The sequence below is a fragment of the Mesorhizobium sp. M4B.F.Ca.ET.203.01.1.1 genome, assembly GCF_004791025.1.
GTDB classification, from domain to species: Bacteria; Pseudomonadota; Alphaproteobacteria; order Rhizobiales; family Rhizobiaceae; genus Mesorhizobium; species Mesorhizobium abyssinicae.
Genome location: NZ_SRUO01000031.1, coordinates 1 through 14,699 on the forward strand (window position 1 = coordinate 1; position 14,699 = coordinate 14,699).

The following is a 14,699-nucleotide window of genomic DNA, read 5'->3' on the forward strand; positions in this document are numbered from 1 at the left end:
GACGCAGGCATTCCCTCACCGCTCTCCGACTCGGCGCGTTTCTTGATCAGGGCAATGACGTCCGTTGCGAATTGATCGGCCATTCTGTTTCCTGTCTTTCTTTCCCGCGTTTCGACCCGGACCCGCGACTCAGTTCCTGAGGCGCGCCGCGTCGCGAAAGCCATCACGCTTGGGCAACTGACAAAGCCCAATGCTCATAAAGCCGGATCAGGTCCGGCCGGTGTGTGGCGTAGGTGCAGTATGACGATGTGAGCCGCTACACCGTGCGCGTCTCCCAGTCTGTCCATAGGCTCGGAAGAAGTTGGACAGTTGACATGGCCGGTCAGTTGCAACTCCCTTTCCCAGCACTCCACTGCCCGGTAGAGCGCATGAAAGTTCTCCTTTCGGGCGGTTTCTTAAGACGCTCGCGACGCTATGAGGCAGTGGGGCATCGGTGTCCGTCAGGTGCTTCTGCCCATGCAGGATTCCAGAACATTGATGAAATCGTTTGTTTCGATGAAAGGCATCCACACTTTGGATAGTTGACCACGCGTTTCAAAGGTCGTGAACTACATCTCCTCGTTGTGCTCGACGCACTCCCGACAGAGCGCAACCTCATGGGCGCGGCATGCAGGATTAACCGAGCCCAGCCGGTCATGAGTGCGGCCGGCGCTCGGCTGCTCGATTATTTGCGCGATGAGCTCGCGACCATGTCCGCGGAGGTATTCAAACTTAACGCTGCGTCCGGGAGCTCTTGCCCTCCAGTTCGCGACGCTCTCCTGCCCATCCAGTGCTCGTTTATTCCGTCGGATAGTTTGACCCGGCTCTACCGAATCGCCGCTTCAGGATCATTCTTTCCGATTTCGTCACGCTCGTATTTCTGCCGCGTCCTACACCGATTAGGCGCGAACAAACTGAGCGCCTTGGAACCCGAACCCGTGCGTCGTGACCGGGAGCATCCGGGGCGAACTCATGCGCTCGGGGGCATCGCATCACCGGACGGCGACAGGCACGGTCGACCGGCATCTCGGCATCGGCTGGGAATTCGTCCATGGTCTGCATTGACGACGCTTCCTGAGGCCACGTAGCTCTTATGCCAAGCTGGGCGCCCGGGTCGAGCGCGTAATGACGACAATTGCTTCGCTACAGGTCAAACGCTTTCCGGGCCACCTGCAAAGTCTTCACCCGGCCGTACAGCGCCCAAGACCACTGATGTGATCGACAAGAGCCTTGTTGATAAATCTGCGCTATTCTCCTGTCGCGCACGGACGACCGCGTGGCGAAGAGCAGGGTCCGAGATGAGAGCCCTGCCGCGCAGCTTCTATCGTCGCGCCTCGTTTGCGGCATCCGTGCCTACCCTCTTCGGACCTCGTGGGTTCCAACCGGCGGCGAGGCGTGCATAGGCGCCCTCGGCCTGCTCCACCCAGCGGCGCTCTTCTTCCCGGTGGCTCTTTATGTTGTAGGCGTGCGCGGCTCCCTTTTGGCCGCGCACAGCCTTGCTCCCGGCCTTGAGTTCCACATCGCGCAAGCTTCTTGGCATGCAGGGAGGGTCGAGCCCACGCGTAACTCTCGCCCTTCATCAACAGATGCCAGATCACGACAGAGAGTTTGCGTGCGGTTGCCACGGCCGCGACATGCTGTCCGCGCCGGGCTCGCACGCCGCAGGGAGAAGGCTCGCAACGGTCCGGGAGCACGAGCGGCCGCCCAGGCCGCCTCGACGAGCATGCCGCGCGCATGACCACGGCCCTGCTTGGTGATCCGCCCATGGTAGGCCGGACCTGGCCGGACTGTCGGACGCTTGGGTTCAACCCGAGATAGGTCACGAGCTTCTGCGGATCGTCGAAGCGCGACACGTCGCCGATCGCCGCCTTCATCGCCAGCGCGACGGTGATGTCGACGCCGGGAATGGTCATCAGCCGCTTCACGCCTTCATCCTCGAGAGCCGAGCGGGCAAGATCGCGTTCGATGACCTGGAGGTCTTCGCCCAATCGGTCGAACTCGCGCAGATGCCGATCGATCGCGAGGCGCTCGTCCTGCGGTACGACCTGCTCGATTAACCAGGTCCGACCCTTGGCGCCGCACAGGTCGGCATGCGGGCAGGACGGGATCAGGTGGCTATGAAGGATCGACTGGAGACGGTCTTCGATCGAGATCTCTGTCGGACAATCTGATTGCGCCGTGTCACCTGTCGACGCAGAGCCTGCGTCGGCTCGTCCGCAATCCAGACTTCTGGCAAGAAGCCGCTGGCATAGAGCTGCGCAAGAACGTCGGCGTCGATCGTCGTTTTGATCTTGGCATAGGCAATGATACGCACCTGTTTCGGGTTGGCGATCCCCACCTTCTTCACATGCGGCGCAACCACAGCTGCAGCGGACGTTGCGTTGCCGGTGGCCTCGATCATCCCGACATCGCTCGGCGACAGCTTCGCGGCGAACGCCGCCAGCAGATCGCGCCGCATGTCGACGCGGCCGAGTCGCCTGAGCCTGCCATCCTCCCATGCCACTGCTTCGGCGAAGGCGCGGTGAATATCCAGTCCGATGATGCGCATGCCCGTTCCTCCTTCTTGGCTCGGTCAAAGACGGGAGCTGGCGGGCAACACGACATCTACTGATCCGCGCTCGCAGCGCCTCCGGGAAAGTCGCGAGGGGCGGCCATGTAACGAGCTCGGGCTCTCAGCCCACGGTCTATTGACGGCCTGCCTGCACCTTCGTGCTCCCGGTGCCCCACGTCCCGGATGGGCTCACCATAATGGCGTTCCAAAACAAGAACAGCAGGACGAAAAGGCACCACAGATCACCACCGGATAACAGCAAGGCCAAGCGCTTCGTTCAGACAGGCTTGCGCCAATGGGCTTAGGCCGAGCCTACAACAGCTCTCAAAAACGCTGCCGAACTGCTGCATTGGCTTCGCCGATACAACACAGGCCTCACGGCAGCTTAGGATCAAACCGCCCATCAGTCGCCTCGGACTGGAAGGGTGCACCCTATTAGGTTCCACGCCTAGCTAGGTCGGGGCCGCCGAAGACGCTGGTTGATAGCCCGGCGCCATCGGCCCGGCATTTCAAACCGCCAATCTCTGACCTGCACAGTACGTACGATTGCTCGCTTCGGCAGATCACGCGGCTCATATGTCGGACCTTAACGTCATCCATCATAAACTTTTTGCGACAAAAGATTGCAAGAATGCTAAATTGTTAAAGTCGTTTGTTTCGGTTAAAGGCATCCATCCCATGGATGGCTGATGACATGCGTTTCAAAGGACTTGATCTAAATCTCCTCGTTGTGCTCGACGCACTCCTGACGGAGCGTAATCTCTCGGCGGCGGCACGCAGGATCAACCTGAGTCAGCCCGCCATGAGTGCGGCCGTCGCCCGACTGCGCGATTATTTCCGCGATGAACTGTTTACGATAAGAGGTCGCGAACGATTTCTAACCCCGCGTGCGGCAGCATTTGCCCCCGCAGTTCGCGACGCTCTCCAGCACATCCAGTGCTCGATTATTTCTTCGGATCCGTTTGACCCAGCTCGAGCCGATCGCCTCTTCAGGATCATTCTTTCCGATTTCGTCACGCTCGTGTTTTTCGAAAAGCTTGTGGAGCGTATTGCACGGGAAGCCCCCGCCGTCAGCTTCGAACTGCTGCCTGTCGACGATAGCCCCGATGAGCTTCTCCGGCGCGGTGACGTCGATTTTCTAATTCTACCGGATATGTTCACGTCGAGTGTGCATTCAAGCGTTCCGCTGTTTGACGAGAAGCTCGTGTGCGTAGGCTGTCCCACAAACAAGCAGCTGCCACAGCAGCTTACATTCGAGAGATACATGTCGATGAGGCACGTCGCGGTCAGGTTCGGGCGTACGATGAAGCCGTCTATCGAGGAATGGTTTTTGCTTGAGCATGGCCTTAAGAGACGTGTCGAGGTCGCCGTGCAGGGCTTCAGCATGATTCCACCTATGGTGTCCGGCACAGCTCGTATAGCGACCATGCCCTTGCGGCTGGTCAGGCATTTCGAAAACACGTTCCCCCTGCGGGTTATCGAACTTCCGCTGCCATTTCCCACATTCACCGAGACCCTCCAATGGCCGGCCCTCCACAATAGCGATCCGGCAAGCATCTGGATGCGGGAGATAATGATGCAAGAGGCATCTCGGATGGCTGTCCCGCTGTGAACCCACGGAAAATTCAGGCGCACCTATAGTCACTACTCCTGTCACCATCTACTCTGACGACAATAGCCCTCGCCGGATAAAGTCGATGCTGGCGGCAAGTGCGCCTGCGAGATCGTCCAGAGAATGGACTTCCTCGACCAGCTCGAACGAGAAAGGTCCCGCGTAGCCGCCATCCAGCAGCGCCTGAATCTGGCTGCCATTGTCGGAACCTGCAAGAAAGCGATCGGGGTAAATCCAGAAGGTCGGGTCGTTTACGCTTGAAATGTGCACCAGGCCGGTAAGCTCGCAGAACAGGCATGTCTCCCCGGCCAGGGTGTGGTGGAACGTGTCGTGCACGAGGCGAAAGACGGACTGGCCATCAACCGCGGCAACGGCCTCGGCCGCTTCCTTCTTTGATCGAAGCGAGCAGGTTCGGAAACCCAGCGGCTCGATAAGACCGATCAGACCCCGCGACTGGAGGATTGGCTTGATCTCGTTTAGAGCGAAACGAAGATTGTCCTGGCGCTCGCTATTGGTGGGCCACGAGCTGCGGTTGGCCGGCACCAAAACGAGCGTCTCCGCCCCGCACGCCGTCGCATAATCGGCGAGGTTGCTTGCCTCGGCCTGACGCGTTGGAGTCCAGTCGTTGAACCGCTGCAAGGCGTTGACAGAGATGATCGTGATGCCCGCTTCGGTAGCGGCAAACCGGACGTCCGCAGCCGGAATGCCGCGTGCGACAGGATTGCTGAAATGAGGGTAACGGATTTGGACGTCGGTCAGGCCTTGGTCACGGGCAAGCGCGAAAAGCGCACTGACGTCAAGGCGGGGCGCCGCCATGTGATCGAGTGCAAAGCGGGGCGATACCTGGCGCATTGCTTGACTTTCCTTCCATGAAGCGCGGCTGCCATTTCGGCATCCGGCTTCTTTCAAGACGGAACCACGCCGGTTCACAGATCGGACAGAGACGGCCGAGTCAATCGAGCTTTCCTTTCATCGGTGAAAGGAAAATGGGCGCTCATGATAGAAATCCATCAAGCTCAAATATTTTCCGGAAGATAAATGTCGAACGGCAGAAATGTCTGCCCCGGGCTCTCCGCGACGCCGGCTTTGATGGCCCGCTCCATTGCCATTATCAGCTCCTGGCAAAGTCGGCGCATTGGCGTGCCGACCGCCATCGTCAAGATGTCATCCGCAAGCGCCCCACGTGACTGCGGCGTCATTTCACTCACGATCGCGACGAGATCCTGACCGCTCCCCTCTTCTCGGAGCGCGGAAATTGCCCCCTCTATCCCCCCGCCGGCCATATAGAAGCCGACGAGCTCTGGTTCCCGCTGCATAAGATCCAGCAATTTTTCGTAAGTGAGCTGCCGTTCATCAAGGTTCACGAGCGCATCAAGCACCTCGAATTTTGGCGCGTTCTCACGAAAATACGCACGAAAGGCCGTTTCCCGCGTCGCATGCGCCTGGAAGCGATGGCTTCCGACAAACACCGCCACCTTGCCGGGCCGTTTTGCGGCCTTGGAAAACACCCAAGCGGCAGTCCGTCCGACCTTGCTGTTGTTGAGGCCGATGTAGCCCTCGCGCACGCCATCGGCGAAGTCGGATAGCAGCGAAAATACCGGGATACCTTTCGCCTTGAGCTCCTCGACTGATGCTGTGATTTTCGGGTGATCGGCCGCCACCATGGCGATCGCCTGGCAGCGGCTCCCAAGGTCCTTAAGAAGCGGGAGCAGGTCACGCGGCAAATGTGACTGCGCGAACTCGATGATCGGAAGGCCGTGGAAGGATTTAGCCATACTGACCGACTCTTCGATCTTGCGAGCGAAATCTTGGTAGAAATCGTGGGTAGGTTTCCTCAAGATGAAGCCCAGCTTGTAGTGCGGCAGGTGCTGCTGCAAGCGCTGTTTGATGAGACCGGCAGCATGATAGCCGATCGCGTGCGCGGCCGCATGGACCCGCTGGGCGGTCTCCTCTCGCACCGGAAGGCGGACGTTCAGAACCCGATCGACTGTTGCTACGCTGACTCCGGCTTCGCGGGCGAGATCGGCTATTGTGACGCGCTTTCCCCTAGCGATTCTGATCGGCCGGTCCTCCATCATCCGGTGCGCTCCCGCGACGGCTTGGGGCGGCAAGCTGGAATAGTTCCCACACCCCGCGGATAGCGCATTCGACGAACAGCGCTCCATGCGCACCCAGATGAGTTTCCGTGAACCGTTCGTTTGCTTAGGGGCTTCATGGTGTTGTATTACTCACTGCGTTAGTACTCTATTTCCAGCGCTCTTTGGAGGCTGGCAATTCGACTGTTGAGTCAAGGCCGCGACTTACACGTCGCGCTGTTGCGATCTTGCTTGCGGGGAGCCAGTTTGATGTAACCCTAACCGCGGAAAGCGGCTTCCATCCGTGACTGGTCCAATTCGCCTTCCCAGCGAGCGACAACGAGCGATGCCACCGCATTACCGACTAAATTCGTCAGCGCGCGGCATTCCGACATGAAGCGGTCCACGCCAAGAATTAGAGCCATTCCGGCAACGGGAACACTCGGCACGACAGAGAGAGTAGCGGCCAATGTGATGAAGCCGGCGCCGGTGACGCCTGCCGCACCCTTCGAGGAAAGCATCGCAATTAGCAGCAGGAGGATCTGATCGGCAATTGACAAATCTGTGTTCGTCGCCTGCGCGATGAAGAGGGCGGCGATCGTCATGTAGATATTGGTACCGTCCAGATTGAATGAGTATCCAGTAGGGATGACGAGACTTACGACCGAACGCGCGGCGCCGGCCTTCTCCATCTTCTCCATGAGCGAGGGCAGCGCGGCCTCCGAGGAGGACGTTGCCAGGACAAGCAGCAGTTCGTCCTTGATGTAGCGGACGAGAGAAAAGATCGAGAAGCCGTTGTAGCGGCAGACCGCGCCGAGAACCCCGAACACGAAGAGGAAGGCGGTAAGATAGAACGTCGCGACCAGTATCGCGAGGTTGGCCACCGAACCGATTCCGTATTTGCCGATCGTAAAGGCCATTGCGCCGAAGGCGCCGATGGGTGCAGCCTTCATCAGAATGCCGACGAGCTTAAAAATGGGGGCGGTAAGCGCCTGGAGAAAGGTAACGACCGGCCTGCTCGTCTCTCCGGTCATCGCCAAAGCAATGCCGAACAGGACCGAGAAGAACAAGACTTGCAGGATGTCGCCTTCCGCGAAGGCACTGGCAATCGTTGACGGGATGATGTTCATCAGGAAGCTGGTCACGGACTGCTCGTGAGCCGTGGCCACATAGCCCTTAACGGCTTGGACATCGAGCGAGGCCGGATCGATGTTGAGGCCGGCGCCAGGCTGAACGATATTCGCGACAATCAGTCCGACAACGAGTGCAAGCGTCGAGAAGGTGAGGAAATAAACCATCGCCTTGGCGGCAACTCGGCCGACCTTCTGCAGATCGCTCATGCCGGCAATGCCGGTCGCAATTGTCAGGAAGATGACAGGTGCGATAATCATCTTGACGACTTTGATGAAGGCATCGCCGAGCGGCTTCAGGCTCTGGCCGGTTTCCGGATAGAGATAGCCAATTGCGGCACCCAGAACTATGGCGGCAAGCACCTGCACGTAGGTCCGGGCAAAATGGCGCTTGCGGGGCGCTGCGATCGCGCGGGGGACTTTTGGAACCAACACCGTTTCTCTCTCCCTGACCGGATCGGGGTGGGGGCTCCTCCTTCTCCCATGCTGCGCTCCGGTCGAGCGCTGCTGTCATCTCGGAGCAAGCGCCGTGCCAACTGGAGGCCTGTCCCGTCCAGCGAGATTGGTGCGGGTTGCGCACTGGAACCCTCCACCTTTGCCGGAATTTGCACTCAAGGCTCGCCAAAGATCGCGTGAAGAAGTGCTTCGCCAGAGAGGGAATTGACCAGGTCGCCTTGCGGCCGCGCCTTTGATGTTCGCCGCAGATCGAATGCCGGCCGATATCTGTCGTCTTGGTGACTTTGGTTGGTCAGTTTTGCGACGGAATGCGCGCAAACTGTAGGATATCCTACACGCCCATCAGAGCACGCGGGACAAGCGATTAAGCGTTGGAGCGCATCGAATCTCCGAGGTCAAAAAATCTTGAATAAGGTCCGCGTGCGAAGTGAATCCGCAACTCGTCAAAGTTCTCCACCGTTTGATCCAGCGGTCGCGTTTCCTGGCGCTGCAGGATGGCGTTATCTGATGGCTCAAGCGCTGGAACGCCCAGGAAATCCCAAACCGCTCCCAAGCATTGGGCAGGTTCATGAAGAAGGCTCTCGTATTCCATTACAAGCAGGTTGGTCGACGTGAAGGAGTCCATAACGCGAGCGTGAAAATCGTCGGCGGCTTTGAAATAAGCCTCACAGTCAGCGATTGACAACCTGACGCTCGGTGGCCGAGCGGTATCGTTGTCCGAGCTGAACTTCAGCCACTGACCGCTTTCCCTGGCCTGCACAAAGGATCGGAGCGATTCCAATACGTTTCGGCGAACAACGAGGATGACCTTGAGTGCTGGCCAACGAGCTAATTCCGCAAAGAATGCTGGACGCTCGCGAAACTGAGGTTCATTGATCTTGCAGCCAAGATGCGTCACATTCTTGTAGTCGCGCATAGGGCAGCGCACATAGGCAAGCTCAAGAAGCTCGCGATCCGTGCCTAGCAGGCGATCCGTGCTGGGCCAATTGGGATCATATTCGTTTAGCAACTCACCGTTACTCAAAACGGTCGGATGCTCGTTTAGCAATTCTTCTAAATAGTGTGTTCCGGTCCTTGGCATAGCAAGGATCACAAAAGGCTCAGGAGTTGGTTCGTTGTGGGTCATTGCATGTGTATCCAACTAAATAATGGCCGCGACGGTCTGGGGACGCGCACAAGAAGCTTGGCTGCTATCGCTTGAACGCTCCGGGTGGGTCCGCGCCTCACCACCCAGCCTGTACTCCGAGGTGTGGTCGCGAAGATGGGCGCGTGCCTGCAGCGGCTGGGTGGCGCCCGGCTTCGGCGTTGTTGTACCACTCGCGATTCCTGGCACACGCATGCCTCCGGGCCGCTGTGGGCAGTTTGCAATCCGGCATTGCGGACCTCCTTCTCGTTGATGGGCGTAGGTAAGCGTCAACGCATTAGTCGTCGATGAAACAGTCCAGCCGACAGAAAAAAAGGCAATACAGCGAACATGCAAAGTGCGCCTATATGCAGCCCTACATTGTCGCCCAGGCGGCCGAGCATCACCGGACGGATTAGATCGATAGAATTCGCCAGCGGCGAGAAGGCCGCAATCTGCTGAAACACTCCTGGCAATTGGCCGACTGGAAAAACCGCGCCCGAAAGGAACAGCATGGGTGTGATGACAAGCGTCTGATAGAAAATAAAATAGTGATAACTGGGCGCGAGCGCGATGACGAGCATGGCCAGGCTCGCAAAGGCGAACCCGGTGAGAGCGATGACCGGCAGCACGTAGAGAACCGACGTCCACGCGGCATAACCTAGCGCGGCGGCAACAATCGCAATTGTCGTACCGGCCAGAAAGGCCTTTGTGGCTGCCCAGGTCAATTCACCGAGAACGATGTCGCCGAGGGTAAGTTGTGTGTGCAAGATTGCTTCCCAAGTGCCCTGATCGCGCATTCGACCGAAAACCGCGTAAATTGTTTCGAAGGTCGATGCTGTCATCGCGCTTGTCGCAACCATGCCGGCTGCCAGAAAAGCGATGTAGGATGCACCTTCGATGCGGCCTACCAACAGTCCAAGGCCAGTGCCGAGCCCGAAAAGGTAAATCATCGGATCAGCAAGGGTGCCGAGCATTGAAGCAAATGCCACCTTCTTCCATGCCAAATGATTGCGGCGCCACACCGCGATCCAGTTCCAGGCGTTAGCGGGTAGAGCGGCCGCAAGACGTTCATCCATTGCTCACTTCTCCATCTCACGTCCGGTTAGCCGCAAGAAAACGTCCTCCAGACTGGGTGGACGCTCCAGAATACGCAGACCCGCTCGACCGCGAAGCTGGATGCGCACATCCTCCGGATCAGGCGCATAGCAAAAGAGCGTCTCGCCGCTTACCTCGATACGCTGAACGTACGGCCTGATCAGCGAAATCAGCTCCTGTGGATTGCCGCCGAAGATCTCGATCACGTTGCACCCAATGTACTCGTCGATCAGCGCATGAGGACTGCCCTCGGCGATCTTGCGTCCCCGCTCGAGAACACACAGCCGATCACAAAGCCGCTCAGCCTCTTCCATGAAATGGGTGGTCAAAATGATCGTTTTTCCGCTCGCCAGCAGGAAACGAAGTCGCTCCCAGATCAGATGGCGGGCATGCGGGTCGAGGCCGGTCGTGGGCTCATCCATCACAAGCAACTGGGGGTCGTTGATCAGAGCACGTGCCAGCGTCAGGCGCCGCTTCATCCCGCCGGATAGCAGGCCGACACGTGAATCCGCCTTGCTCTCAAGGCGAGCGAACTCGAGGAGCCGTGGGATGACGGCGTTGATCTCTCTTGTACTCATGCCGAAGTAGCGCCCGAACACCAACAGGTTCTCACGTACCGTAAATTCCAGGTCGAGATTGTCGAACTGCGGGACCACGCCTATACCCTTGCGGGCCAAGCGGCTGCGTGCCGGCACTGGTAGACCGAGGACTGTTATATCACCCGCGTCAGGCCGGGTCATACCGAGGAGCATACGCGCAATCGTGCTCTTGCCTGCGCCGTTCGGCCCCAGCAGACCGAAGCACTCTCCCGATGCAACGGTGAAGGACAGCCCGTCCACAACGAGCTTGTTTCCGAATAATTTGGTTACGCCGGTAAGGTCGATTGCTACATTGGACATGCGTCTATCTCAAGCGGAATGAGTCCGATTGGCCACCGGCAGCTTACTTACGAATTCTGGTTCAGAGCAGGCCACCGCCTTGAGATGGCACCTTTGGAAAGTCGCGGCCGGAGCGACGCGTGTATCGCTTCCGCCAAAGAATTAACGTCAAGATGCCACGTGTCGCTTCCAGATAGTTCCCGTTCTGACCATAGGTAACTCGACAAGCTTCACCACGTGTCGACTGACACAACTTACTCGGTCACTCGGCGCTGCAAGGCCGTCAGACTTCACCAGCTGTGAGCGAAAGATCTGCAGTATGAAGTGACTCCGCAATTCCAGAATTGCCCGCAGCATTTGCTCCGGCAAGCGGCATCGCGCTTGTGATTTCCTTTGTGCTCCTGTTGGGCAGGGGAACACTTTTACGCGACAGCCAATCGCTATTGCTCAATGTACACAGGGCGTAAGCCTTCAAGGGGATCAACAGGAATATCCTGATTAACGCGTGCATTGAATAGCCGATGAATCGAAGCTGCCGAGTGCGGAAAGATAACACCGTAGATCTGATTATGGTCATGGTGACAATAGCCAGCACCGTCCACCAATTAACTGTATGTGAAACTAGTAGCTCACCGAGCGCCGTTACTACCGCGATGCCGAGCAACAATGGGCCGAGATTCTCTCCCATCACATCCAAAGTTAGATAGCGATCCAGGCCACGCAGTAGACCTCGCGCAAGCATCGTGTCCCGGAAAGTGCTCCGTGCCCAGCGGAGTTGTTGGCGCAAATAAGGTCCCATCTTGTCCGGAACGACTGTCGCCGCGACGGCACCTGGAACGTACTCGGTTCGAAAGCCTGCTTTCAGCATGAGGATCGTAAGATGACGGTCTTCACCGAAGTCGCTTGGTTTCCCCCTGAACAGTTGCGTCTCGTATTGATCCAGCAGAGAAAGGAGACAAGACCGGCGGTACATTGCACATGGGCCGCAGCAGCACATGACCGCACCAAAGCGACCTTGCGCCGCGCGCTCCTCATTGCAAGCCAGCCAGTATTCCATATCGATCAATCGGGTCAACCAAGTGTCGCTGCGGTTGTATGCCGTCAGCTGGCCCATGGCCGCTCCGACCATGGGATCCCGCATTTTTACTGCAAGCTTCGTGATGACGTCGGACGCAAGTGTCGTGTCAGAGTCGACGCTGAGCACGAAATCTCCAGATGAGCGGCGGATGGCGGCGATCTGCGCCTTGCGTTTGCCAACATTCTCGCGGAGCAGAATGAAATTGAATCTCGGGTCGCCCTCGTAGGCGTGATGTACCGGGATGACGGCATTACGATTTCCAGAACCGTCGTCAACCAGATAGACCTGAAATGTTCCGGCGTAATCTTGATTTGCAATGGAAGCTAAACACGCCGCGAGTGTGCGCGGGTCCTCATTGTAGCAGGGGATAATGACATCCACGCTCGGCCAACGGTCGGATCCGAACAAGCTTTCCGACGGCGGCGTAACATTTTCCGGCTGGGAGTAGACCGCTTGCATGCCTCTGTAAACAGTCGAGAGCACCGCATAAGACGAAACGGCAACAGTACTGGCTGTGGTGAGAAGGTCCATAGGATCTCTGTTTGTTCAGGGATGTTGAGGAAGTGAGCGGATTACAAATCCGCGGCCGTGCAATTCTGGAATTAGGCGTGACAACGCTGTCACCGTCTGGTCGCGCAGACTGGCTTGATTGCCTGGTTGCAATTCGTCGGGAGCGCACCCGTCGTGCAACAGCACGATTGCGCCCGGCCGGATATCGGCGAGCACTCTGTCGACGATGGCGTCAACGCCGGGGCGAGACCAGTCGCGTGGATCAATGGACCAATGGACGGGCGCCAATGCCGCACCCGCTGATGCAGCGATTACTTCTTCGGTCCAGATGCCATACGGTGCACGAAAGTACCGAACCATGGCCTGCGGGCAAGCCATCCCTATGACTCTGTTTGCCTCAACTATCTCGCGGTCGACTTCGACGGGCCCGCATTTAGCCAGGTCCGGATGAGTCATCGTGTGGTTGGCTATACCGTGCCCGTCTGTAATAATTCGGCGAACGAGTTCCGGCTCGTCGGCCGCGTGGGCCCCAACAACGAAGAAGGTCGCCGGCACCTGATGTTGCGCCAGCACATTGAGTATCTGCGGTGTGAAAAATGAATTGGGACCGTCGTCAAACGTCAGATAGACGCTGCGCTCTGCAATACCATCGGCGTCACTCTGCCCTTCGCATATGTAGTCCAGAGGCTTCATAGTTCCGGACCGTTCCGGTCGATCAGGGTACCGGACGGCCACTCGTCCATCGAGCGTCCGATCGGCGAAACCAACACGAGTACGTCTTCCAGGCGTGTGGGCGGCAGGTCGGGATGCACGTCTGGACGGGTCGACCGTACGCGAACGCCCGACACAATGTTCGCGAGGCCGGCTCTGCAAAATCTTTCGACATGGTTTCGCAGCGCGTGCCGAACCGTGCCGAAAGCGAATGGAACACCCAACTGATGGAGCACTGGGTACGCCACGCGCATCGAAAAACTGATTCCGAGCCCTTCAAGATCCGGACGAACCGCGTACAGGCCCAATTCAGCGACGACCAAATCGACCTCGCCAACCCTGATGAAGCGCCGCAGCATGCCGATGTGAGCCGCTACCCCTTGCGCGTCGTAGCCGATTGCGCGGAATTCCGGCCTCGCGCCGGCCCAACTGCGGCCGCCTTCGAATGGCTCTGCGTTGAAGGCGCCAGTCCGTCCATAGGTCTTTCGGAAAAAGTCGGAGAGTTCGACATGGTCGGCCAGTTGCAACTCATTTTCCCAGCACAACTTCCACTCGACATTCGGGCGCATGGAAGACCTTACCTTGTAGCTGTCTGGTTGAGATAAATGTCCAAGCATGGGTTAAGTAATTGGCGTCGTGCCAACGGGGCGTAACTTGTGGAGACCGCCGAAAGACCAAGCCGCAATGCAGATGCGACTGACTTTGTACGCCCCGCACACCAGATGATGCTCCTCGGATCCAACGCAACCATCGGAACTACCTATCTTTCCAACTTGAAGCGCTTCTATGGGACCTGCAGCAAAAACGGTAAAATCCTTTGTTTAGATGAAAGGTATCCACGCTTTGGATAACTGGGCGAATGCGTTCCATATGGCTGGTCAATTATCGTCGTCACGCTCGAGGCACTTCTGACGAAGCGCAAAGCTCACGCCCGCGGCACGCGCGGCCGTTGCCGGGCCGCTCGATTATCTCCGTAAGAGCCGAGCGGAGCTCAGACACGACGATTGATCAGAATCCGATTCGCGGGTTCAGTATCTTTTTCGTGTATCCAGCTCTGGGCTGTCCTTTGGCGGGAGTTAGGTTCGCCCAGGTTCTGAGCCTGGGGCGTCGGCCCGTTCGCCGCACAGGCTCCTTCGCACATCGTCGAGGCCGAGAAAGAGGTGGCCACACAGCTCCCCCTGTACTTTCCACCACCCGACACCAGAGCTCACCCAGGGCGCCGGCCTTGCTCACCTCAACGGATAGCGCACTCGCGCCGCTTCACGATTAAAAGAATTCTACAAGCAGATGCCTGTTTGATCGTGAGACGTCCGCTGCCAATTCCCGCATCGCAGAGGCAGCCAATAGCGCTCGCTTCACATAGTGGTCCGGCAAGCAGCTAGATACGACAGGTGACCTCAAATGAGGCGTCTTGCATGGCTTCTACACCTGCCTGAATGCCAGAACTGCGTTCGTGCCGCCCATGGCGAAGGCGTTGCTCATGGCGACGCGCACCTTG

At 58.2% G+C, this 14,699-nt stretch carries 10 protein-coding genes and 2 pseudogenes; 2 read left to right on the forward strand and 10 right to left on the reverse strand.

The window, feature by feature from the left end; genetic code table 11:
• Positions 1-521: 521 nt before the first annotated feature.
• Positions 522-859: pseudogene (locus EN846_RS36610) on the forward strand (LysR family transcriptional regulator); the annotation flags it as partial.
• A 441-nt stretch (positions 860-1,300) separates the two neighbouring features.
• On the opposite strand, the pseudogene EN846_RS33165 reads toward EN846_RS36610, so the two are convergent.
• Positions 1,301-2,527: pseudogene (locus EN846_RS33165) on the reverse strand (IS110 family transposase).
• 697 nt (positions 2,528-3,224) lie between these two features.
• Here EN846_RS33165 and EN846_RS33170 point away from each other — a divergent pair.
• Entirely contained in the window at positions 3,225-4,142 is a 918-nt protein-coding gene (locus EN846_RS33170) for a LysR family transcriptional regulator (RefSeq protein WP_091600624.1), read from the forward strand.
• A gap of 48 nt (positions 4,143-4,190) precedes the next feature.
• On the opposite strand, the gene EN846_RS33175 is transcribed toward EN846_RS33170, so the two are convergent.
• From EN846_RS33175 to EN846_RS33215, 9 genes are all read right to left on the reverse strand, one after another.
• Complete coding sequence (locus EN846_RS33175; RefSeq protein ID WP_091600623.1) at positions 4,191-4,994, reverse strand: TIM barrel protein; 804 nt, start codon at positions 4,992-4,994, stop codon at positions 4,191-4,193.
• A gap of 164 nt (positions 4,995-5,158) precedes the next feature.
• Complete coding sequence (locus EN846_RS33180; RefSeq protein WP_051695606.1) at positions 5,159-6,220, reverse strand: LacI family DNA-binding transcriptional regulator; 1,062 nt, start codon at positions 6,218-6,220, stop codon at positions 5,159-5,161.
• Between the two features lie 275 nt (positions 6,221-6,495).
• Positions 6,496-7,779 (reverse strand): dicarboxylate/amino acid:cation symporter, encoded by a 1,284-nt coding sequence (locus EN846_RS33185; RefSeq protein WP_268929390.1) that lies wholly within the window; start codon positions 7,777-7,779, stop codon positions 6,496-6,498.
• A 388-nt stretch (positions 7,780-8,167) separates the two neighbouring features.
• The gene (locus EN846_RS33190) at positions 8,168-8,929 is read right to left on the reverse strand and encodes a sulfotransferase (protein ID WP_135914101.1); all 762 of its coding nucleotides are present in this window, start codon (positions 8,927-8,929) and stop codon (positions 8,168-8,170) included.
• A 287-nt stretch (positions 8,930-9,216) separates the two neighbouring features.
• Positions 9,217-10,005 (reverse strand): ABC transporter permease, encoded by a 789-nt coding sequence (locus tag EN846_RS33195; protein WP_135914100.1) that lies wholly within the window; start codon positions 10,003-10,005, stop codon positions 9,217-9,219.
• A gap of 3 nt (positions 10,006-10,008) precedes the next feature.
• Positions 10,009-10,923 carry a nodulation factor ABC transporter ATP-binding protein NodI gene (nodI, locus tag EN846_RS33200; protein ID WP_029356623.1) on the reverse strand — a complete coding sequence of 305 codons (915 nt, stop codon included), beginning with the start codon at positions 10,921-10,923 and terminating at the stop codon, positions 10,009-10,011.
• A gap of 262 nt (positions 10,924-11,185) precedes the next feature.
• A complete protein-coding gene (gene nodC / locus EN846_RS33205) occupies positions 11,186-12,511 on the reverse strand; it encodes a chitooligosaccharide synthase NodC (RefSeq protein ID WP_135914099.1) in 1,326 nt (441 codons plus the stop codon).
• Between the two features lie 15 nt (positions 12,512-12,526).
• Entirely contained in the window at positions 12,527-13,183 is a 657-nt protein-coding gene (nodB, locus tag EN846_RS33210; protein ID WP_029356627.1) for a chitooligosaccharide deacetylase NodB, read from the reverse strand.
• Positions 13,180-13,770: a NodA family N-acyltransferase gene (locus tag EN846_RS33215; RefSeq protein ID WP_029356629.1), complete on the reverse strand. Its 591-nt coding sequence runs from the start codon at positions 13,768-13,770 to the stop codon at positions 13,180-13,182. The genes nodB and EN846_RS33215 overlap by 4 nt, the downstream gene beginning before the upstream one ends.
• Positions 13,771-14,699 lie beyond the last annotated feature (929 nt).

What these genes read in the sequence shown, in the direction of transcription:
- EN846_RS33195 (WP_135914100.1), bottom strand. Translation starts at nt 10,005, where the DNA reads ATGGATGAACGTCTTGCGGCCGCTCTACCCGCTAACGCCTGGAACTGG.
- EN846_RS33170 (WP_091600624.1), top strand. Translation starts at nt 3,225, where the DNA reads ATGCGTTTCAAAGGACTTGATCTAAATCTCCTCGTTGTGCTCGACGCA.
- nodC (WP_135914099.1), bottom strand. Translation starts at nt 12,511, where the DNA reads ATGGACCTTCTCACCACAGCCAGTACTGTTGCCGTTTCGTCTTATGCG.
- EN846_RS33175 (WP_091600623.1), bottom strand. Translation starts at nt 4,994, where the DNA reads ATGCGCCAGGTATCGCCCCGCTTTGCACTCGATCACATGGCGGCGCCC.
- nodI (WP_029356623.1), bottom strand. Translation starts at nt 10,923, where the DNA reads ATGTCCAATGTAGCAATCGACCTTACCGGCGTAACCAAATTATTCGGA.
- EN846_RS33190 (WP_135914101.1), bottom strand. Translation starts at nt 8,929, where the DNA reads ATGACCCACAACGAACCAACTCCTGAGCCTTTTGTGATCCTTGCTATG.
- EN846_RS33215 (WP_029356629.1), bottom strand. Translation starts at nt 13,770, where the DNA reads ATGCGCCCGAATGTCGAGTGGAAGTTGTGCTGGGAAAATGAGTTGCAA.
- nodB (WP_029356627.1), bottom strand. Translation starts at nt 13,183, where the DNA reads ATGAAGCCTCTGGACTACATATGCGAAGGGCAGAGTGACGCCGATGGT.
- EN846_RS33180 (WP_051695606.1), bottom strand. Translation starts at nt 6,220, where the DNA reads ATGATGGAGGACCGGCCGATCAGAATCGCTAGGGGAAAGCGCGTCACA.